The 14,406-nt window shown below is 38.8% G+C and carries 10 protein-coding genes and 3 pseudogenes; 7 read left to right on the top strand and 6 right to left on the bottom strand.

The features are described from left to right. Positions 1-5: 5 nt before the first annotated feature. Positions 6-704, bottom strand: a complete 699-nt coding sequence (locus tag NSS70_RS18950) for a lantibiotic protection ABC transporter ATP-binding protein (RefSeq protein ID WP_339197848.1) — start codon at positions 702-704, stop codon at positions 6-8. A gap of 554 nt (positions 705-1,258) precedes the next feature. Here NSS70_RS18950 and NSS70_RS18945 point away from each other — a divergent pair. The 3 genes and pseudogenes from NSS70_RS18945 to NSS70_RS18935 all read left to right on the top strand — a co-directional run. Further along, positions 1,259-1,456, top strand: coding sequence for a LacI family DNA-binding transcriptional regulator (locus NSS70_RS18945; protein WP_339197844.1), 198 nt, complete (start codon positions 1,259-1,261; stop codon positions 1,454-1,456). A 55-nt stretch (positions 1,457-1,511) separates the two neighbouring features. After that, a pseudogene (locus NSS70_RS18940) lies at positions 1,512-2,021 on the top strand (transcriptional regulator); the annotation flags it as partial. A 46-nt stretch (positions 2,022-2,067) separates the two neighbouring features. Next, positions 2,068-2,903, top strand: a pseudogene (locus tag NSS70_RS18935) (MFS transporter); the annotation flags it as partial. Between the two features lie 463 nt (positions 2,904-3,366). On the opposite strand, the pseudogene NSS70_RS18930 reads toward NSS70_RS18935, so the two are convergent. Together NSS70_RS18930 and gabR are read right to left on the bottom strand one after the other, a co-directional pair. After that, positions 3,367-3,825, bottom strand: a pseudogene (locus NSS70_RS18930) (4-hydroxythreonine-4-phosphate dehydrogenase PdxA); the annotation flags it as partial. Positions 3,826-4,084: 259 nt separating this feature from the next. After that, the gene (gabR, locus tag NSS70_RS18925) at positions 4,085-5,500 is read right to left on the bottom strand and encodes a MocR-like transcriptional regulator GabR (RefSeq protein WP_445206716.1); all 1,416 of its coding nucleotides are present in this window, start codon (positions 5,498-5,500) and stop codon (positions 4,085-4,087) included. A gap of 342 nt (positions 5,501-5,842) precedes the next feature. Here gabR and NSS70_RS18920 point away from each other — a divergent pair, with 342 nt between their 5' ends. From NSS70_RS18920 to NSS70_RS18910, 3 genes are all read left to right on the top strand, one after another. Then, positions 5,843-7,225 carry an APC family permease gene (locus NSS70_RS18920; RefSeq protein ID WP_339197838.1) on the top strand — a complete coding sequence of 461 codons (1,383 nt, stop codon included), beginning with the start codon at positions 5,843-5,845 and terminating at the stop codon, positions 7,223-7,225. A 226-nt stretch (positions 7,226-7,451) separates the two neighbouring features. Beyond that, on the top strand, positions 7,452-8,753 hold the full coding sequence (gene gabT, locus NSS70_RS18915; RefSeq protein ID WP_339197835.1) for a 4-aminobutyrate--2-oxoglutarate transaminase: 1,302 nt from the start codon (positions 7,452-7,454) through the stop codon (positions 8,751-8,753). A 105-nt stretch (positions 8,754-8,858) separates the two neighbouring features. After that, the gene (locus NSS70_RS18910; protein WP_340882291.1) at positions 8,859-10,256 is read left to right on the top strand and encodes an NAD-dependent succinate-semialdehyde dehydrogenase; all 1,398 of its coding nucleotides are present in this window, start codon (positions 8,859-8,861) and stop codon (positions 10,254-10,256) included. 31 nt (positions 10,257-10,287) lie between these two features. Here the strand turns inward: NSS70_RS18910 and NSS70_RS18905 are convergent, their stop codons facing one another. Further along, positions 10,288-10,623 carry a hypothetical protein gene (locus NSS70_RS18905; protein ID WP_340882289.1) on the bottom strand — a complete coding sequence of 112 codons (336 nt, stop codon included), beginning with the start codon at positions 10,621-10,623 and terminating at the stop codon, positions 10,288-10,290. A 1,338-nt stretch (positions 10,624-11,961) separates the two neighbouring features. Between NSS70_RS18905 and NSS70_RS18900 the strand changes: the two genes are divergently transcribed. Continuing rightward, positions 11,962-12,330, top strand: coding sequence for an Rpn family recombination-promoting nuclease/putative transposase (locus tag NSS70_RS18900; RefSeq protein ID WP_232515589.1), 369 nt, complete (start codon positions 11,962-11,964; stop codon positions 12,328-12,330). 162 nt (positions 12,331-12,492) lie between these two features. Here NSS70_RS18900 and NSS70_RS18895 read toward each other — a convergent pair whose 3' ends face one another. Beyond that, positions 12,493-12,639 carry a 2-oxo acid dehydrogenase subunit E2 gene (locus NSS70_RS18895; protein ID WP_130157655.1) on the bottom strand — a complete coding sequence of 49 codons (147 nt, stop codon included), beginning with the start codon at positions 12,637-12,639 and terminating at the stop codon, positions 12,493-12,495. Between the two features lie 304 nt (positions 12,640-12,943). Continuing rightward, on the bottom strand, positions 12,944-14,128 hold the full coding sequence (gene nagA, locus NSS70_RS18890; protein ID WP_340882287.1) for an N-acetylglucosamine-6-phosphate deacetylase: 1,185 nt from the start codon (positions 14,126-14,128) through the stop codon (positions 12,944-12,946). Positions 14,129-14,406: the final 278 nt, after the last annotated feature.

The raw sequence follows: 14,406 nt of genomic DNA, 5'->3' as shown, positions 1-14,406 counted from the left end.
CCTCCCTATTTCGTTTTTTCACTGACTACTTCCATAAACAATTTTTCTAAATCTTTATTTTTCTCGATTTCACCTTGATATTTGAGTTTTCCATGATGAATGATGCCAATATGATCTGCTAATTGTTCCACTTCTGATAAGATATGACTTGATAAAATGACAGTCATTCCGTGCAATGGGAAGGATCTTATAAGCTTGCGCAATTCTTGTATACCTAGTGGATCAAGCCCGTTTGTTGGCTCATCGAGAATAAGAAGCTTTGGATGATTTAAAAGTGCTTTAGCAATACCTAATCTTTGCTTCATGCCAAACGAAAATTGCGATACTTTCTTTTTACCGGTATTTTCTAAACCAACTATTTTCAGCACTTCTTGTATCCTTGACTCTGGTAAATTTAGTACCTTTGTATGAACAAGTAGATTCTCATAAGCGGTCAAATTGCCATAAAGACCCGGTGATTCAATAAGTACACCTATGTCTTTAAGATCTTTTCTGCTCCATCGATGACCGTTAAATATAATTTCGCCAGATGTGGGATGTAAAAGCCCTGTTAACAGTTTTAAAGTCGTTGATTTTCCGGCTCCATTTGGCCCGAGCAGTCCATAGATCGTGTTTGTTTTCACCTTTAAAGAAACATTGTCTGCCGCTAACTGTTTGCCAAAAGATTTACTCAAATGGTGAGTTTTCAAAATGTATTTCTCCATTTTCGATTCCCCTTTCTCTTGAAGAAACTTTAAAGAGGTGTGTGTTGCTGAAACAAAAAGGTGGCTGTTTCAATGTTTACTCCAGTTTCAAAAGACAATCACGATTCAACTTCCTATGATTCAAACATTTCATGAATCTCGTAATGAAAGTGTAACTTCTAATTATAAAGATTTTATAAGGCGATTATTTGTTATTTTTTAAACTATCCGTTTAGGCCCTTTATTGAATGGCTGCTAAGAAGCTGGCATTCTAAATTGGCCGATTGTTTAAAACGATTGGATAGTTCATAAGTTTTTTGAAAGGCTGAAACATAGGGAACCCATAAGCGTAATCGTCTCTGATCAACAAGGTGGGTTAAGCTATTGAAAAGCATTTTCCAAGGCTCCATTAAAACAAAAAACATGTTCAGGCATTCTTTTTTGCATTTTTCAGGGAAAATGTGCAGCAATAGAATTACCCACTTTCGCGGACTTTTTTATTGTTTGTAAATTAAAATTTTGGTAAAATGACAGAAAAATTTAGTAAAAAAGATGTTTAGAATGAGGTTGTGGAGATGGCGACAATTAAAGATATTGCGAAGCTGGCAAATGTTTCAACTGCCACTGTATCAAGAGTATTGAATAATGACCCGACATTATCTGTGGCCGAGGATACGAGAAAACGTATTTTGGATACGGCAAAACAATTGGACTATACACCTCTGCGGAAAAAAACGAAAAAACTTCCGGTAGAAGGGAAAAAAATCTTTTAATATTGGGTTTGTCATCATATATTCCGAAGAATATGAGTATAACGATCCTTATTTTATGTCCATTCGAGTTGGCTGCGAAAAAACTTGCCAAGATCTTGGGATGGAAATTTCGACGATTTACCGGGTAAACAGCAATGGTGATCCCTCAAAACTGAGCAACTTGGACGGCATTATTGTCATCGGCTCTTTAGATATCGAAAATTTGGAGGAATTTTATAACCATAATTCTAATGTCGTCTTTATTGATTATGACCCGAATGACTCGCATGTAAAATATGATGTCGTGATTTCAGATTTTAAGAAAGCCACCGCCAAAGTGCTTGACTATTTATTTCAATTAAATCATCAAAATATCGGCTATATCGGCGGGGTGCAGCAAATTAAAACTCTCGACAATTTGAGCAAGTCTGAAAATCGCGATCCGAGAATAGAAACGTTTGAAAAAATCATGAAAGAAAGAAAACTATTCAAGGAAGAAAATGTATACATTGCCGACTGGCTGACGAGTGAAGGTTACAAGATCATGAAACAGGCGATTAAGAAAGGAAGCCTGCCGACGGCTTTTATTATCGGAAGCGATCCAATGGCAATTGGCGCACTGCATGCTCTAAATACCGCTTATCTCCGGTTTTGGCGTTGCTGTCGGATATGTCGGAACGCTTGTCGGGCTCGCTGTGTATCCGTTTGTTGGAGAAATGGATTACTATCGGGCTTTTATTCCAAGCGCCCTTTTGTTTCTCCTCTTTTCTTTCCCGCTGTTTTTCTTTGTCAAAGAAGAAGCCGAAAAAGCCGATGCCTTAAAGCGAAAGGCCGGATTTTTTGCAGGCTATCGGGATATTTATGCAACATTGAAAGAAATGAAAAAGTATCAAAACATTTTTACTTTCATGATTGCTTATTTCTTTTTGAATGATGCGGTGGCGACGACGATCGCCATCATGTCCGTTTATGCTAAAGTCATTGCCGGGTTTACGGCAGGGGAGTTCATCCTTTTATATTTAGTCTCCACAGTTTCAAGTATTATCGGTTCCTTTCTTTTTGGCTATATTACGAGAAGCAAGGGAGCCAAAAAAGCGGTTTTGTATGTCGGCATCGTGATGTGCATCGCACTGGCGATAGGGGTGCTTGCTTTTTCCAAGCTATCTTTTGGATTGCTGGGAATTTGTTCGGCGTCAGTTTAGGAGCGATGTGGGTCACTTCGAGAACATATATAGTCGAACTTTCCCCGCCAGATAAGCAAGGGCAATTTTTCGGACTGTTCGCTTTTTCTGGAAAAGTGTCAGCCATCATTGGTCCAGCGATTTATGGAAGCATTACCCTCCTTTTTCATTCATATGGAAACATTGCCAATCGGTTGGCGATGGGATCGCTTTTGATGATGGTGCTCCTTGGCATTTTCTTTTTGCTGAAGGTAAAGCCACAGAAGCCTGCCGCGCCGAAAAGCTGATGAGAGGTTTTAAGGAGGACATTGCCGAAAGCTATTCCGTCATTGAAATCATGGAAACAGAAATAACTACCAGCCGCCATCTGGGCGCTCTTGTTCGTCTTTCTTGTTGCCTCATCGCTAAAAATTTATGAAGAACTTATTTTAAAAATTGGTTCTAAAATGAATTGACTTAACCGGACAAAAATTAAGGTCAAGTAGATGAACAACCATATCTGAGCATACTGCTTATTTAGCATAAATGATCCGAATAGAAATTTTACATGGAGTGGCGGACATGTTAGGCTTGATGCCTTGCGAAGCAAGGATTGGCGCTCGCTCCTTTCGCTAGGAAACATGTCCGCAGAAGCTCCGTGTCAAGCGATATAGACCTAAAATTTTATACAGGGAATGGAATATTCGTATTTTGTCATTCATACATTTTTTAATTGCCAAAAACAGATAAATAAAGCAAAAAGGTTGGTGTTTAAACTTTCGGAGCCAGTTCGACAGCGGCGCGAATGGCTTCGAGCATGCTGCGTTCGTCCGCCAGATTTTTTCCTGCGATATCAAAGGCTGTTCCATGGTCGACAGATGTGCGGATGATACCGCCTTTGAGGCCGACGGTGATGTTTACTCCGGCTTCCAGCCCCAGCACTTTAATAGGGGCGTGCCCTTGGTCATGGTAGCAAGCGACAACAATATCAAAATCTCCGCGCACCGCACGGTAAAATAATGTATCTGCCGGATATGGTCCGGTTGCATTGATTCCTTCCACTTGTGCTTTTCGGATGCCGGGAATGAGTTTTTCCTCTTCCTCTCCATTGCCAAACAGTCCGTTTTCTCCAGCGTGAGGGTTGATGCCGCACACGGCGATGCTTGGGTTTTCTTTTCCAGCTCTTGTCAACGTTTCATGAGCCAGTTTAATGACTTTGTAGGTCCGATCGGAGAAGAAAAAAAGGCTTTTAAGAACCTTCCCCATTTAGTCATGTCAGATCGAAAAATTTTAAATAAAATCATTTCTTTTGCTCTTAAATGGGTTGTGCGTATAAAAGCTGATAGTTCTCTTTTAACTACGGACAGATATTATAAGTGAAAGGGGAAAGGTCACAGCGGAAAATAGAAATTGAGCATTCTTAACCAAGATGAATCATTTTAAAACATTATGGCATTGTTCCTAAAGCGGCTATTCGTCCGATGTAAAGTTAATAAATAACACGGTACAATCTATCTACGGCAACTGGTATGTCTTCATTTTTTATATTGGCAAATCCGATAACCAAAATAATTTTTTTTCCTTCTTCGATATTGCCTAGTAAATTGAACCTCTTCATGGAGTATATTTCAAGTTTTTCTTTTTTTGCTCTTTCTTCAATTTCTTTATACCCTTTATCTGTTTTGAATTCCGCAATGAAATGAAGTCCTGCCGGCACATTTTTAATCTTAATGCTATTTCGAAATTTCCATTTCAATTCCTTAATCAGATTTTCTCTTTTCATCTCATAGTGATTGTTCATGCGCTTGACGTGTTTTGCGTACTCGCCGCTTTCAATAAAATAGTGAAGCGTAAATAAATTCAGTGTATTGCTTCCCTGTATCCAATATGAAAAATGTCTTTTGTACTCTCTTAATAAATCGGGAGGCAAAACGAGATAACTGATTCGGAAACTTGGCATGATCGTTTTGGAGAATGTTCCTGCATAAATCACGCGTTGATTCCGATCTAGGCTTTGCAGCGACGGAATATTGTCCGTTCCGTATTTAAATTCGCTATCGTAATCGTCTTCTACAATATACCTTCCTTCAGAAGCCGAGGCCCAATTCAAAAGTTCAATTCTTCTTGAAATAGGCATAATGATTCCGGTCGGGAATTGGTGTGACGGGGTGATAAAAAGGAAATGTGGATTCAAAGCTTCCACTTTCTTGATGTCTATTCCTTTTTTATCAAGATCGATTGGAAAAACTTCAAAATTCATATCTTTTAATAATTGGTAGATGCGAGAATACCCAGGGTTCTCAATTGCAGCTTTTATATTTTCCCTCTGCATGCCCAACACTTGACGTAACAAGGGCTGTGTCCCGGGGCCGATAATCACTTGTTCTGGTTCGCATTTAACACCGCGTGTAAGCGCAATCATACGCGAGATGGTTTTTCTCACAAGGTAAGGACCTTGAGGATGAGAAATGTCCGAAAGTTCGTTTTTGTGATTTTTTATTGCTATTTTTTCACACTTCATCCATTCTTTAAACGGGAACATGGAGATGTCAGCCGTCATATGTGATAAGGAAAGCCATCCCTCATCTTTCTTGGAGAATTCTTCTTTTAAATCATCTGGAAAGTTCATTTTAGCCTCTTTTTGATTGTTGAACTGTGTAATATTTTCCACATAGTAGCCTTTTCTTTCAATTGCGTAAATATATCCTTCAGCCAGGAGCTGCTCGTACGCATTTGAAACCGAATTAATGCTCACTCCTAATTTTTCTGCTAATTTTCTTTTGGAAGGCAATTTCTCATTGGTAGGAATCTTTCTCTCTAAAATCGCTTCTTTTAACGATTTATAAATTTGTTGATAGATATGATTTGACTTATCCTTTTTATCTATTTGAAAAAATATCATGATCTATCTCTCCCTCTGGTACCTGAAAAATCAGAAAACTGGTACTTTTCTTTTAATATATTTATCATAATATTATTTATTATCAGTGTAAATTATCAGGATAAATGATGTTAGAAATAGTAACATAAAAAGAAAATAAAAATGTAAGGGGGATTCAGGCTTTTATTTTTCCTTAGAATTGTTTTTAGTCTATGCGATTTCCGTTATTAATGCAAAAGCTGTGGAGATGGTTATAGAAATGTGCATTTTCTAATTATGTATTCGTATGTGACGGAACAAAGCTTTTGTTTTCTACAATGTTTTATAATAATACTTTCTTAATAAATTTAAAAGGGAGTGAGAGTAATGAGTAATAAATTTTCAAAATCAATGTCAAGAGCCGATGTTCTATTTCTTTCTGTTGGAGCAATGCTTGGATGGGGATGGGTTGTTCTTTCTGGTGATTGGATAAGTAAAGCAGGTTTTCTAGGAACGGCAATTGCCTTTTTGTTTGGTGGGCTGCTTGTTACTTTTATTGGTCTGACCTATGCAGAGTTAGCAGCTGCAATACCTGAAACTGGCGGTGGATTAGTGTTCGTCCAGCGAGCCTTTAATGATAGGTTGGGATATATTGCTGCATGGAGTGTCTTGTTTGGATATGTATCAGTTATTACCTTTGAGGCAGTTGCATTACCTACCGTCATTGATTATATAATTCCTGTTGATCACCAACTCTTTTTATGGAATCTCGGAGGATGGGATATTTATTTAACTTGGGTTTTGATTGGATCCTTTGGTTCGCTGTTGTTGACATCGATGAATTATTTTGGAATTAAACCGGCTGCTATTTTTCAAAATATTTTAACTATTGCTGTTATTTTAATAGGCTTAGTTTTAGTTTTTGGAGCATTTGCAAATGGAGGTTCAGAGCATACGAATTCAATTCTTGGAGAAGGAGTGGGGGGAGTGATGACTGTTCTTATCATGATTCCATTCCTATTTGTAGGGTTCGATGTTATCCCGCAAATCGCTTCAGAAGTAAAAGCACCACCAAAAGTAATAGGTAGGATACTTATTTTTTCTATTATACTGGCCATTGTTTTCTACATTTTAATTGCATATGGGGTATCAGTTGGATTAACACCGTCTCAACTCGAGGTTACCCGACTTGCTACTGCTGATGCAATGACGAATCTATTTAGAAGTCCAGTGTTTGGAACAATTCTTGTGATTGGTGGGGTTGCCGGAATCGTGACAAGTTGGAATGCATTCATTATTGGTGGAAGTCGAATTTTATTTGCCATGGCGGAGAGAGGGATGATTCCAAAATGGTTTGCTTACATTCATCCAAAATATAAGACACCGACACATGGCATTATCTTTTTAGGATTACTTGGTTTTTTTGCACCATTTTTAGGGCATTCAGCTTTAAACTGGTTTGTAAATGCTGGTGGCATTGGAATTGTCATCGGTTATATGCTTGTTTCCATCTCATTTATGAAACTTAGAAAAACAGAACCTGATTTAGAACGTCCATATAAGATACGAAATTGGAAATTAACTGGAGTTATCGCCATAATTTTAAGTATTATATTTATTACTTTTTATTTACCTGGAATGCCATCTGCGCTTGTTTGGCCTATGGAATGGTTAATTGTGTTTGGGTGGTATGGAATCGGAACAATCTTGTATCTGTTTGGTTCTAGAAAAGACTCTGTGAAAAAATTTAAAGATGTCTCGTCGACTTAGCCTTTGACGAGAATCCCCTTTGAAGGATTTCTAATTTATATAGAAAGTGAATTGGAAGGTAAATGAGAACAGTGTGCATTTTAAGTTTTTACCATACCCCCTAGCTTTATAAAGAGTGTTTAACGTTTTAACTGGTACCTGAAAAATCAGAAAACTGGTGCTTTTCACTATAACAGAAAATTGGCATAATTCGTATATATATTGATTTTGAGGAGGCAATGAAAAAATGGCATCATCGACAACGATGGAAGACTTGCAGGCTAAACGGAAAAAGTATGTTCCTAAAGGGGTGAGCAATGGAAATTTAAGTATTGCGCATCATGCAAAAGGGGCTACCATCGTAGACATTGATCAGAATGAATGGATAGATTTTGCAGGGGCAATCGGAACTTTAAATGTAGGGCATAGTCATCCTAAAGTAACGGCTGCTGTAAAAGAGCAGGTCGATAAATTTTTGCATCCTGGTTTTAATGTGATCATGTACGAAGGATACATTAAGCTGGCAGAAAAATTATGCAAGATTACGCCAGGCAACTTTGATAAACAAGCTATTCTTTTTAATTCGGGTGCGGAAGCAGTCGAAAATGCAGTTAAAGTGTCCCGTAAATTTACAGGCAGACAAGCGGTCGTTTCATTTGTCAGAGGGTTTCATGGAAGAACGAATATGACGTTGAGCATGACGAGCAAAGTCAAACCATATAAATTCGGATTTGGCCCTTTTGCTTCAGAAGTGTATCAAGCTCCTTATCCATACTTGTATCGAAAACCGGATCATATGACAGATGAACAATATATTGATTGGACGATTGAAGAATTCAAGAAGTTTTTCGCTGCTACTGTGGCACCTGAAACGGTTGCTTGTATCGTAATGGAACCTGTTCAAGGGGAAGGCGGTTTTATTATCCCGCCGAAGAAATTTGTCAAATTTGTCAGGGACTTCTGTGATGATCATGGTATTGTTTTTGTGGCAGATGAAATTCAAACTGGTTTTGGCCGTACAGGCAAATTATTTGCAATTGAACATTTTGATGTTGTCCCGGATTTGATTACTGTTTCCAAGTCATTGGCTGCCGGGTTGCCTTTAAGCGGTGTAGTAGGCAAGGCGGAAATTTTAAATGCTGCCGATCCGGGTGAACTGGGTGGAACGTATGCTGGGAATCCTGTAGCTTGTGCCGCCGCACTGGCAGTCATTGATATCATCGAAGAAGAGGATTTGCTCACAAAATCAGAAATACTGGGACAAAAGATTGAGAAAAAACTGCTGGAATTACAAGCGAAACATGAGTTTGTGGGGGAAATTCGCCGCTTAGGTGCTATGGTAGCGGTGGAGATCGTAGATAACCGTCAGAACAAACGACCGAATAAAGAGAAAACGAATCAAATTCTGAAATATGCGAATGAACATGGTCTTTTATTGCTTTCAGCTGGTATTGATGGAAATATTATACGCTTTTTAGCTCCGTTGGTTATTACTGACGAGGAATTAAATAAAGGGTTATCCATATTGGAAAAAGCTTTTGCTCAATGAACTGGGTGAAGAAACTGAGGATAAAATTGCCGGGAATCCATTAACCAGTGGCGTTATATATTATTATATCCCGGCAAAGAAAAACCCAGAGGGAGGTAAACCTTGATGGCAGCGACGATTAAAGTCACGAATCCTGCAACAGGTGAGTTGATCCAGGAAGTAAAGGCAGATACAGAAGAAGAGATTAATCTTGCATTGCGGAGAGGGCATGAAAGTTTCCGAAAGTGGTCAAAAATAAATGCACATGAACGATCGAGACTATTAAAGCTTTGGTCTAAAAAAATCCAAGAACATAAAGATGATCTTGCAAAGATCATGACAATGGAAAGCGGTAAACCTTTGCACGAATCATTGGGTGAAGTTGACTATGCAACTAGTTACATTGATTGGTATGCAGAAGAGGCGAAACGGCTTTATGGACGAACAATTCCTGCAAATACGGAATCCAAACGTATCATTGTCAGCCGCCAACCGGTAGGATTGGTTGCAGCCATTACTCCTTGGAATTTTCCAGCCGCAATGATGACAAGAAAAGCTGCACCGGCATTGGCAGCTGGATGTACATTCGTTGTGAAACCAGCAGAAGATACCCCGTTAACAACGATGAAATTGATTGAGCTCGCTCATAAAGCCGGAATACCAGCGGATGTAATTCAATGTGTGAATGGCTATGGCAGTGAGGTAGGAAAAATATTTACGGAAAGCAAATATGTCAGAAAAATTACGTTTACCGGCTCGACCCCTGTAGGAAAATTATTGATCAGAGACAGTGCCAGTACGGTTAAACATGTTTCAATGGAATTAGGCGGCCACGCACCGGTCATTGTTGCACATGATGCTGATATTGACTTGGCGGTAGAACAAACGATAGCTTCCAAGTTCAGAAATGCCGGTCAAACATGTATTTGTGCAAACAGAGTTCTAGTGCATGAAAGCATTGTAGAGGAATTTGCTGAAAAATTAACAAATGAAGTTAAAAAATTAAAAGTTGGAAATGGTTTGGAAAAAGGAACTCAAATTGGGCCAGTTATTAATGAAAAAGGCTTTAATAAGATTGTCTCGCAGGTCAACGATGCAATCAGTAAAGGTGCTGAAGTTCTTTGCGGCAATAAATACAATGCAAATAGGGAAAAAGGCTATTTCTTTGTTTATCCGACGGTTCTCAAAAATGTCAATGAGAACATGAAGATTATGCAAGAGGAAACATTTGGCCCCATTTTGCCAATCACAACGTTTCAGGAATTAGAAGAAGCTGTTAATATTGCAAACAGCACGCCTTATGGTCTGGCCGCTTACTTTTTTACAAATGACTATAGAACAGGCATCTATCTGCATGAGCATTTAGATTTCGGAATTATCGGCTGGAATGACGGTTCTCCATCTGCTGCCCACGCTCCTTTTGGAGGAATGAAAGAAAGCGGAATCGGCCGTGAAGGTGGAGTGGAAGGCATTGAACCGTATTTGGAAACGAAATATTTGTCAATAGGGGATATTTATAAATAAAAGACTTTTTGCAGGGAGTTTTTAACATCTGTTAATTTTCAATTTGATAGAAACTAATCGGTTTTTCATAAAGTTGGTTACATCCACCATCCATGATCAGGAATTCGACTTGGAAATTTATACAATCTGTCACATTTCCGATCAATGTTGGGTCGACTTCTCCATCGTTTACATGAGTTGGAGTTACTTCAATCGCAATCGGTAATTCACTGATGGTATCTACAGAAAGATGCACTTTATGGCCAAACCAAGTGATTTTATTGCTAAAAGAATCAAACTTTGCTCCCTGTTTGTTCACTCTATTTTTTAGGCTTGTTCTTTTCATAGGCGTTAATGGCGGCACTATCGATAGCCTGATGCCCTCCATTGATACGCCTTCAGCTTGGCCTATCTGGACAAGATCATATAAAGATTTTTTCTGCTAGATTTTTTTGGGTGTGTTCATGGAAAATACTGTACTAAAAGTAGAGGTAGATGGTGCAGGTCGACCGATTTAAACCGCATTGATAACGGAATGAATGTCTTAATCCAATCGGTTACGAAGGGCTGTAAACGTATCAAAACCTTTTAATGGAGCAGCAATAAGAGCTCTTAAAATTCCTTTCCTTAGAATGACCTTCAGCCCCCCTTGGGGTGAAGAATTGCTTAGCAAAGGGACGTAAATCAAGAGCACTAAAAAAGATTTGGCAAATTTTCTTTAGAATCTAAAATTTACAGTTCTTCAAAAAGGAAAATAGACTTTCTTGTAGAATGTACAAAGTGACTTCCCCCTAGCGAATTATTGTGTTTAGGTCACATCAAAAATTCTACAAATGAGGGGTGAAGTCCTTTTTTCTTTCTCTTAGAACAAAAAAATGTAAAATGTTCAAATAAAAAACTTGATTAGAAGTTAAAATTTTTTTATTTTTGTTCTTAATTTCTCTAAATTTCAAATGGTTCAGGTATCAATATTTGGATTTCCACAACCTAAGTTTAGTATCGTTGATAACTGGGCACTTCATAGTACAGCTTCCAGTTCATTAGGGTTTCTGTTTTTTTCCAAAATAAAAGGGCAGAGAATCGAAAAATCCTTATGCAGTGATATGCAAAGGGGCTATACATGGAGAGAGGGCTTTTTGGTTTTCCAAAATTATTGAAGCTGACGCTTGACTAAAGAATCATGGCTACAGAGGATTCACGCCAAGCCCTTGATGGATAGATCACATATATGTATATTTATACATAATTTTGATATAGGTATACTGCAACACTCTGTATTTTTTCTTGCAGAAAACAGCTTTTTGAGTCGCGAGATTTATTTTCATAGAATGCAAGAGTTTTCCTGATGAATTCATGAAGAAGAATATTTGTTACAGCCTGAATACGTGTTTTGATTTGCCGCAAGTCTTCGTACCCATTCATACACTCTCCCTTTCAATAAGTACATGCAGTCAAAGGATTCGGACTATGATGAAACTTAGTCTAATGCTTCTTCGCGGAAAGGCACGGATCATGCTTGCCTCTTCTCAGATCCTGTCTGCTATTTCGATCGAGTCAAATAAAATAACTCCTTTATTTCCGCCTCCATTTGAAAAATAAGGAAGGATTACTCATCTAGAAAATAATTAGGATCTATTTTCAAGGGAAAAAGAACTTATCACAATTTATGGTAAAATGGAAGAAATATAGACGTGATGTGAAGCGATCTTCGGAGTGGCCCTGGTTAATGATGCTGTCAGCGGTGGATGCCCGGAAACAAGAGATCGATGAGACGATTCTCAAGGAACTGGAGGTGTTGGCGATGAACGAGCAAGAAATTCGCGAAGCATTGGAAGAGTGGGAGAAGCTAAGCGTCAGTTCCGAAAATCGCTACGCGTATGAAATGCGGCTGAAATGGCTGCGGGATCAATTGTCCAATCTTCTTGGCGAGCGGCGTGCGGGGATGGAGGAAGGGTTGAAACAAGGGCTAAAGCAAGGTCGGGAGGAAGAACGGAAGAACATGATCCGGCATATGTCGGCGAAAGGAATGGCAGCGAAAGATATTGCCGATCTCACTGGACTTGCGGAAGAGGAAGTGCGAAAGTGGTTGAAATAGTTACCTATCGATTTGACTGAAATGGGCTTGTTTGCGAAAAACTTTTGGGTTTTTGTATGTTTTTGCATTCCTAACGGGATCCGCTCCTTTTATCACTTATTCCATATTTTCTCTAGTAAGACGGTTGGTTAATGGTGTTATTTTTCAAACAACTGGTCGGAATCACTTAAATTTTTTTGGCTCGTTTAAGGCTTTTTGCGCTAACATTCCATCAATTAAGCGATAGTCATGGCTAAGGGATAGAGCCATCATTGAAGCGATTTCAATGGAATCATTTACAACAATAGTTTTTCTCGACTCTGCCACCATAGCTTAAATTCCACTTCGTTTTTGTGTTATTAATGGTATCGGTACAAAAGAGAGGATCTGCTTTTAGCGGATAGTGCTCCCCATCATGATCGTAACTATTTTTATTAAATGGATGCAGTCCACATCTTCATCTAGATTCACAGAACGAACTTGTTTATTGATATGGGGCTGCTGTTTATAAGCAGCAATGCCCGATCCCCCTGCGGCTAAACCTAATGCAAAATTCAGTTTTTGTTTACCTAATCATTTGTGCTGCTTTCATGCTCATATCACCGTAATCTTTCGCTGGCAGCAATAGCATCATTCACATTTCTTGTTGTGAATAGGTAAGTTTTCCGCGGCAAAATGTCATTACTACGTCAAGGCGGTCATTTAAAACAACTAAGTCAGCATCTTTTCCTTTTGCAATGCTTCCTTTGCGATCATAAACGTTTATTTGTTTAGCAGGGTTAACGGCTGCCATTTGAATAATGTCTTGAAGCGTACATCCGGTGTAAGCCATCATGTTTTTGGCTGCATCGTTCAGCTTCAAAATACTTCCTGCCAGCGTCCCATCCCGCAAAACTGCCCGATCTTCATTCACTCGGACTTCTTGGCCTCCAAGTTCATAGATTCCTTTACCGAGACATTTCGCTCTCATTGCATCCGTGATTAAAATAAGCCCGTCATTTCCTTTATTTTGATAAGCAAATTTCACCATTTCCGGACACACATGAATGCCATCTGCGATAATTTCGCACAACACCTCATCATGCATGAGCACTGCTAGAGCAGCTCCCGGCTTGCGATGGTGCAATCCGCTCATTCCATTAAATAAATGGGTTGCATGGGTAATGCCAGCTTGTATGCTTTTAGCAGCTTCAGCATAAGAAGCATCTGAATGCCCGATGGAGGCGACAACTCCTGTTTGTTTTAAATAATCGGTTAATTCTATTCCACCTTTTCTTTCAGGCGCCAATGTCACAAGCTTTATCGATCCGCCGGACATATGCTGCCATTTTTTAAATAACTGCAAGTTCGGTTCGAGAATATTTTCTGAGTGCTGCGCCCCTGCTCTTTTAGGGGAAATAAACGGACCTTCCAAGTGGACTCCTAACACTTCTGCATATCCGGGTTCATTCGCTGTTTCCATGTACTTTCTTACATTGATCAGAGCTTCTTCAATCCGCTGTTCAGAGCTTGTCATCGTTGTTGCTAAAAAACTCGTCGTTCCTTCCTGGGGGAGTGCCGCTGCCATTATGCGGATAGCTTCGTTGGTTGCATCCATCGTATCGGCGCCTGCTGCTCCATGAATATGCAAATCGATAAAACCAGGAATGACTGCATAATTGTTTTTGCTTTCAATTTTTTCAACCCGTTCGTCCGTAACAGTCAGCTTTTCTTGAGGACCAACTTCGAGAATTTTCCCATTTTCTATTAATACATATCCATTTTTGAAAACTCGTTCTTCAGCATATACCGTCATATTCGATAATAAAATCTTGTTCATAAAGATCTCCTTTTTCTAGTATCACTCTCTATCTAAATTGTATTTATGTGGAACAAAATGTTAAATGACTTTTATGGGAATTTTAAGTCTTTCAGTATAGTAATTTGAGGAACCGAAAGAATAACTATTCAATTCTTATTCTTTTTTGCAGCTTGGTCATTTATATCCCGTAGCTTTTCCTTCAACGAATCATTCGTGTTAAAAGTGCTGGTTACCTTCATTTTACGATATAATGATGAACTTTATGAAAAAATCTCAATGTGTAATAAACAAATTTT

The organism is Aeribacillus sp. FSL K6-2848, from assembly GCF_038004325.1.
Classification (GTDB): Bacteria; Bacillota; Bacilli; order Bacillales; family Aeribacillaceae; genus Aeribacillus; species Aeribacillus composti.
This window is presented reverse-complemented; position numbering and strand designations above follow the sequence as displayed.

Coding starts and splice junctions, on each gene's coding strand:
- NSS70_RS18950 (WP_339197848.1), bottom strand. CDS start 704: ATGGAGAAATACATTTTGAAAACTCACCATTTGAGTAAATCTTTTGGC.
- NSS70_RS18905 (WP_340882289.1), bottom strand. CDS start 10,623: ATGGAGGGCATCAGGCTATCGATAGTGCCGCCATTAACGCCTATGAAA.
- NSS70_RS18920 (WP_339197838.1), top strand. CDS start 5,843: ATGAGTAATAAATTTTCAAAATCAATGTCAAGAGCCGATGTTCTATTT.
- NSS70_RS18945 (WP_339197844.1), top strand. CDS start 1,259: ATGGCGACAATTAAAGATATTGCGAAGCTGGCAAATGTTTCAACTGCC.
- NSS70_RS18900 (WP_232515589.1), top strand. CDS start 11,962: ATGATGCTGTCAGCGGTGGATGCCCGGAAACAAGAGATCGATGAGACG.
- nagA (WP_340882287.1), bottom strand. CDS start 14,128: ATGAACAAGATTTTATTATCGAATATGACGGTATATGCTGAAGAACGA.
- NSS70_RS18895 (WP_130157655.1), bottom strand. CDS start 12,639: ATGGTGGCAGAGTCGAGAAAAACTATTGTTGTAAATGATTCCATTGAA.
- NSS70_RS18910 (WP_340882291.1), top strand. CDS start 8,859: ATGGCAGCGACGATTAAAGTCACGAATCCTGCAACAGGTGAGTTGATC.
- gabT (WP_339197835.1), top strand. CDS start 7,452: ATGGCATCATCGACAACGATGGAAGACTTGCAGGCTAAACGGAAAAAG.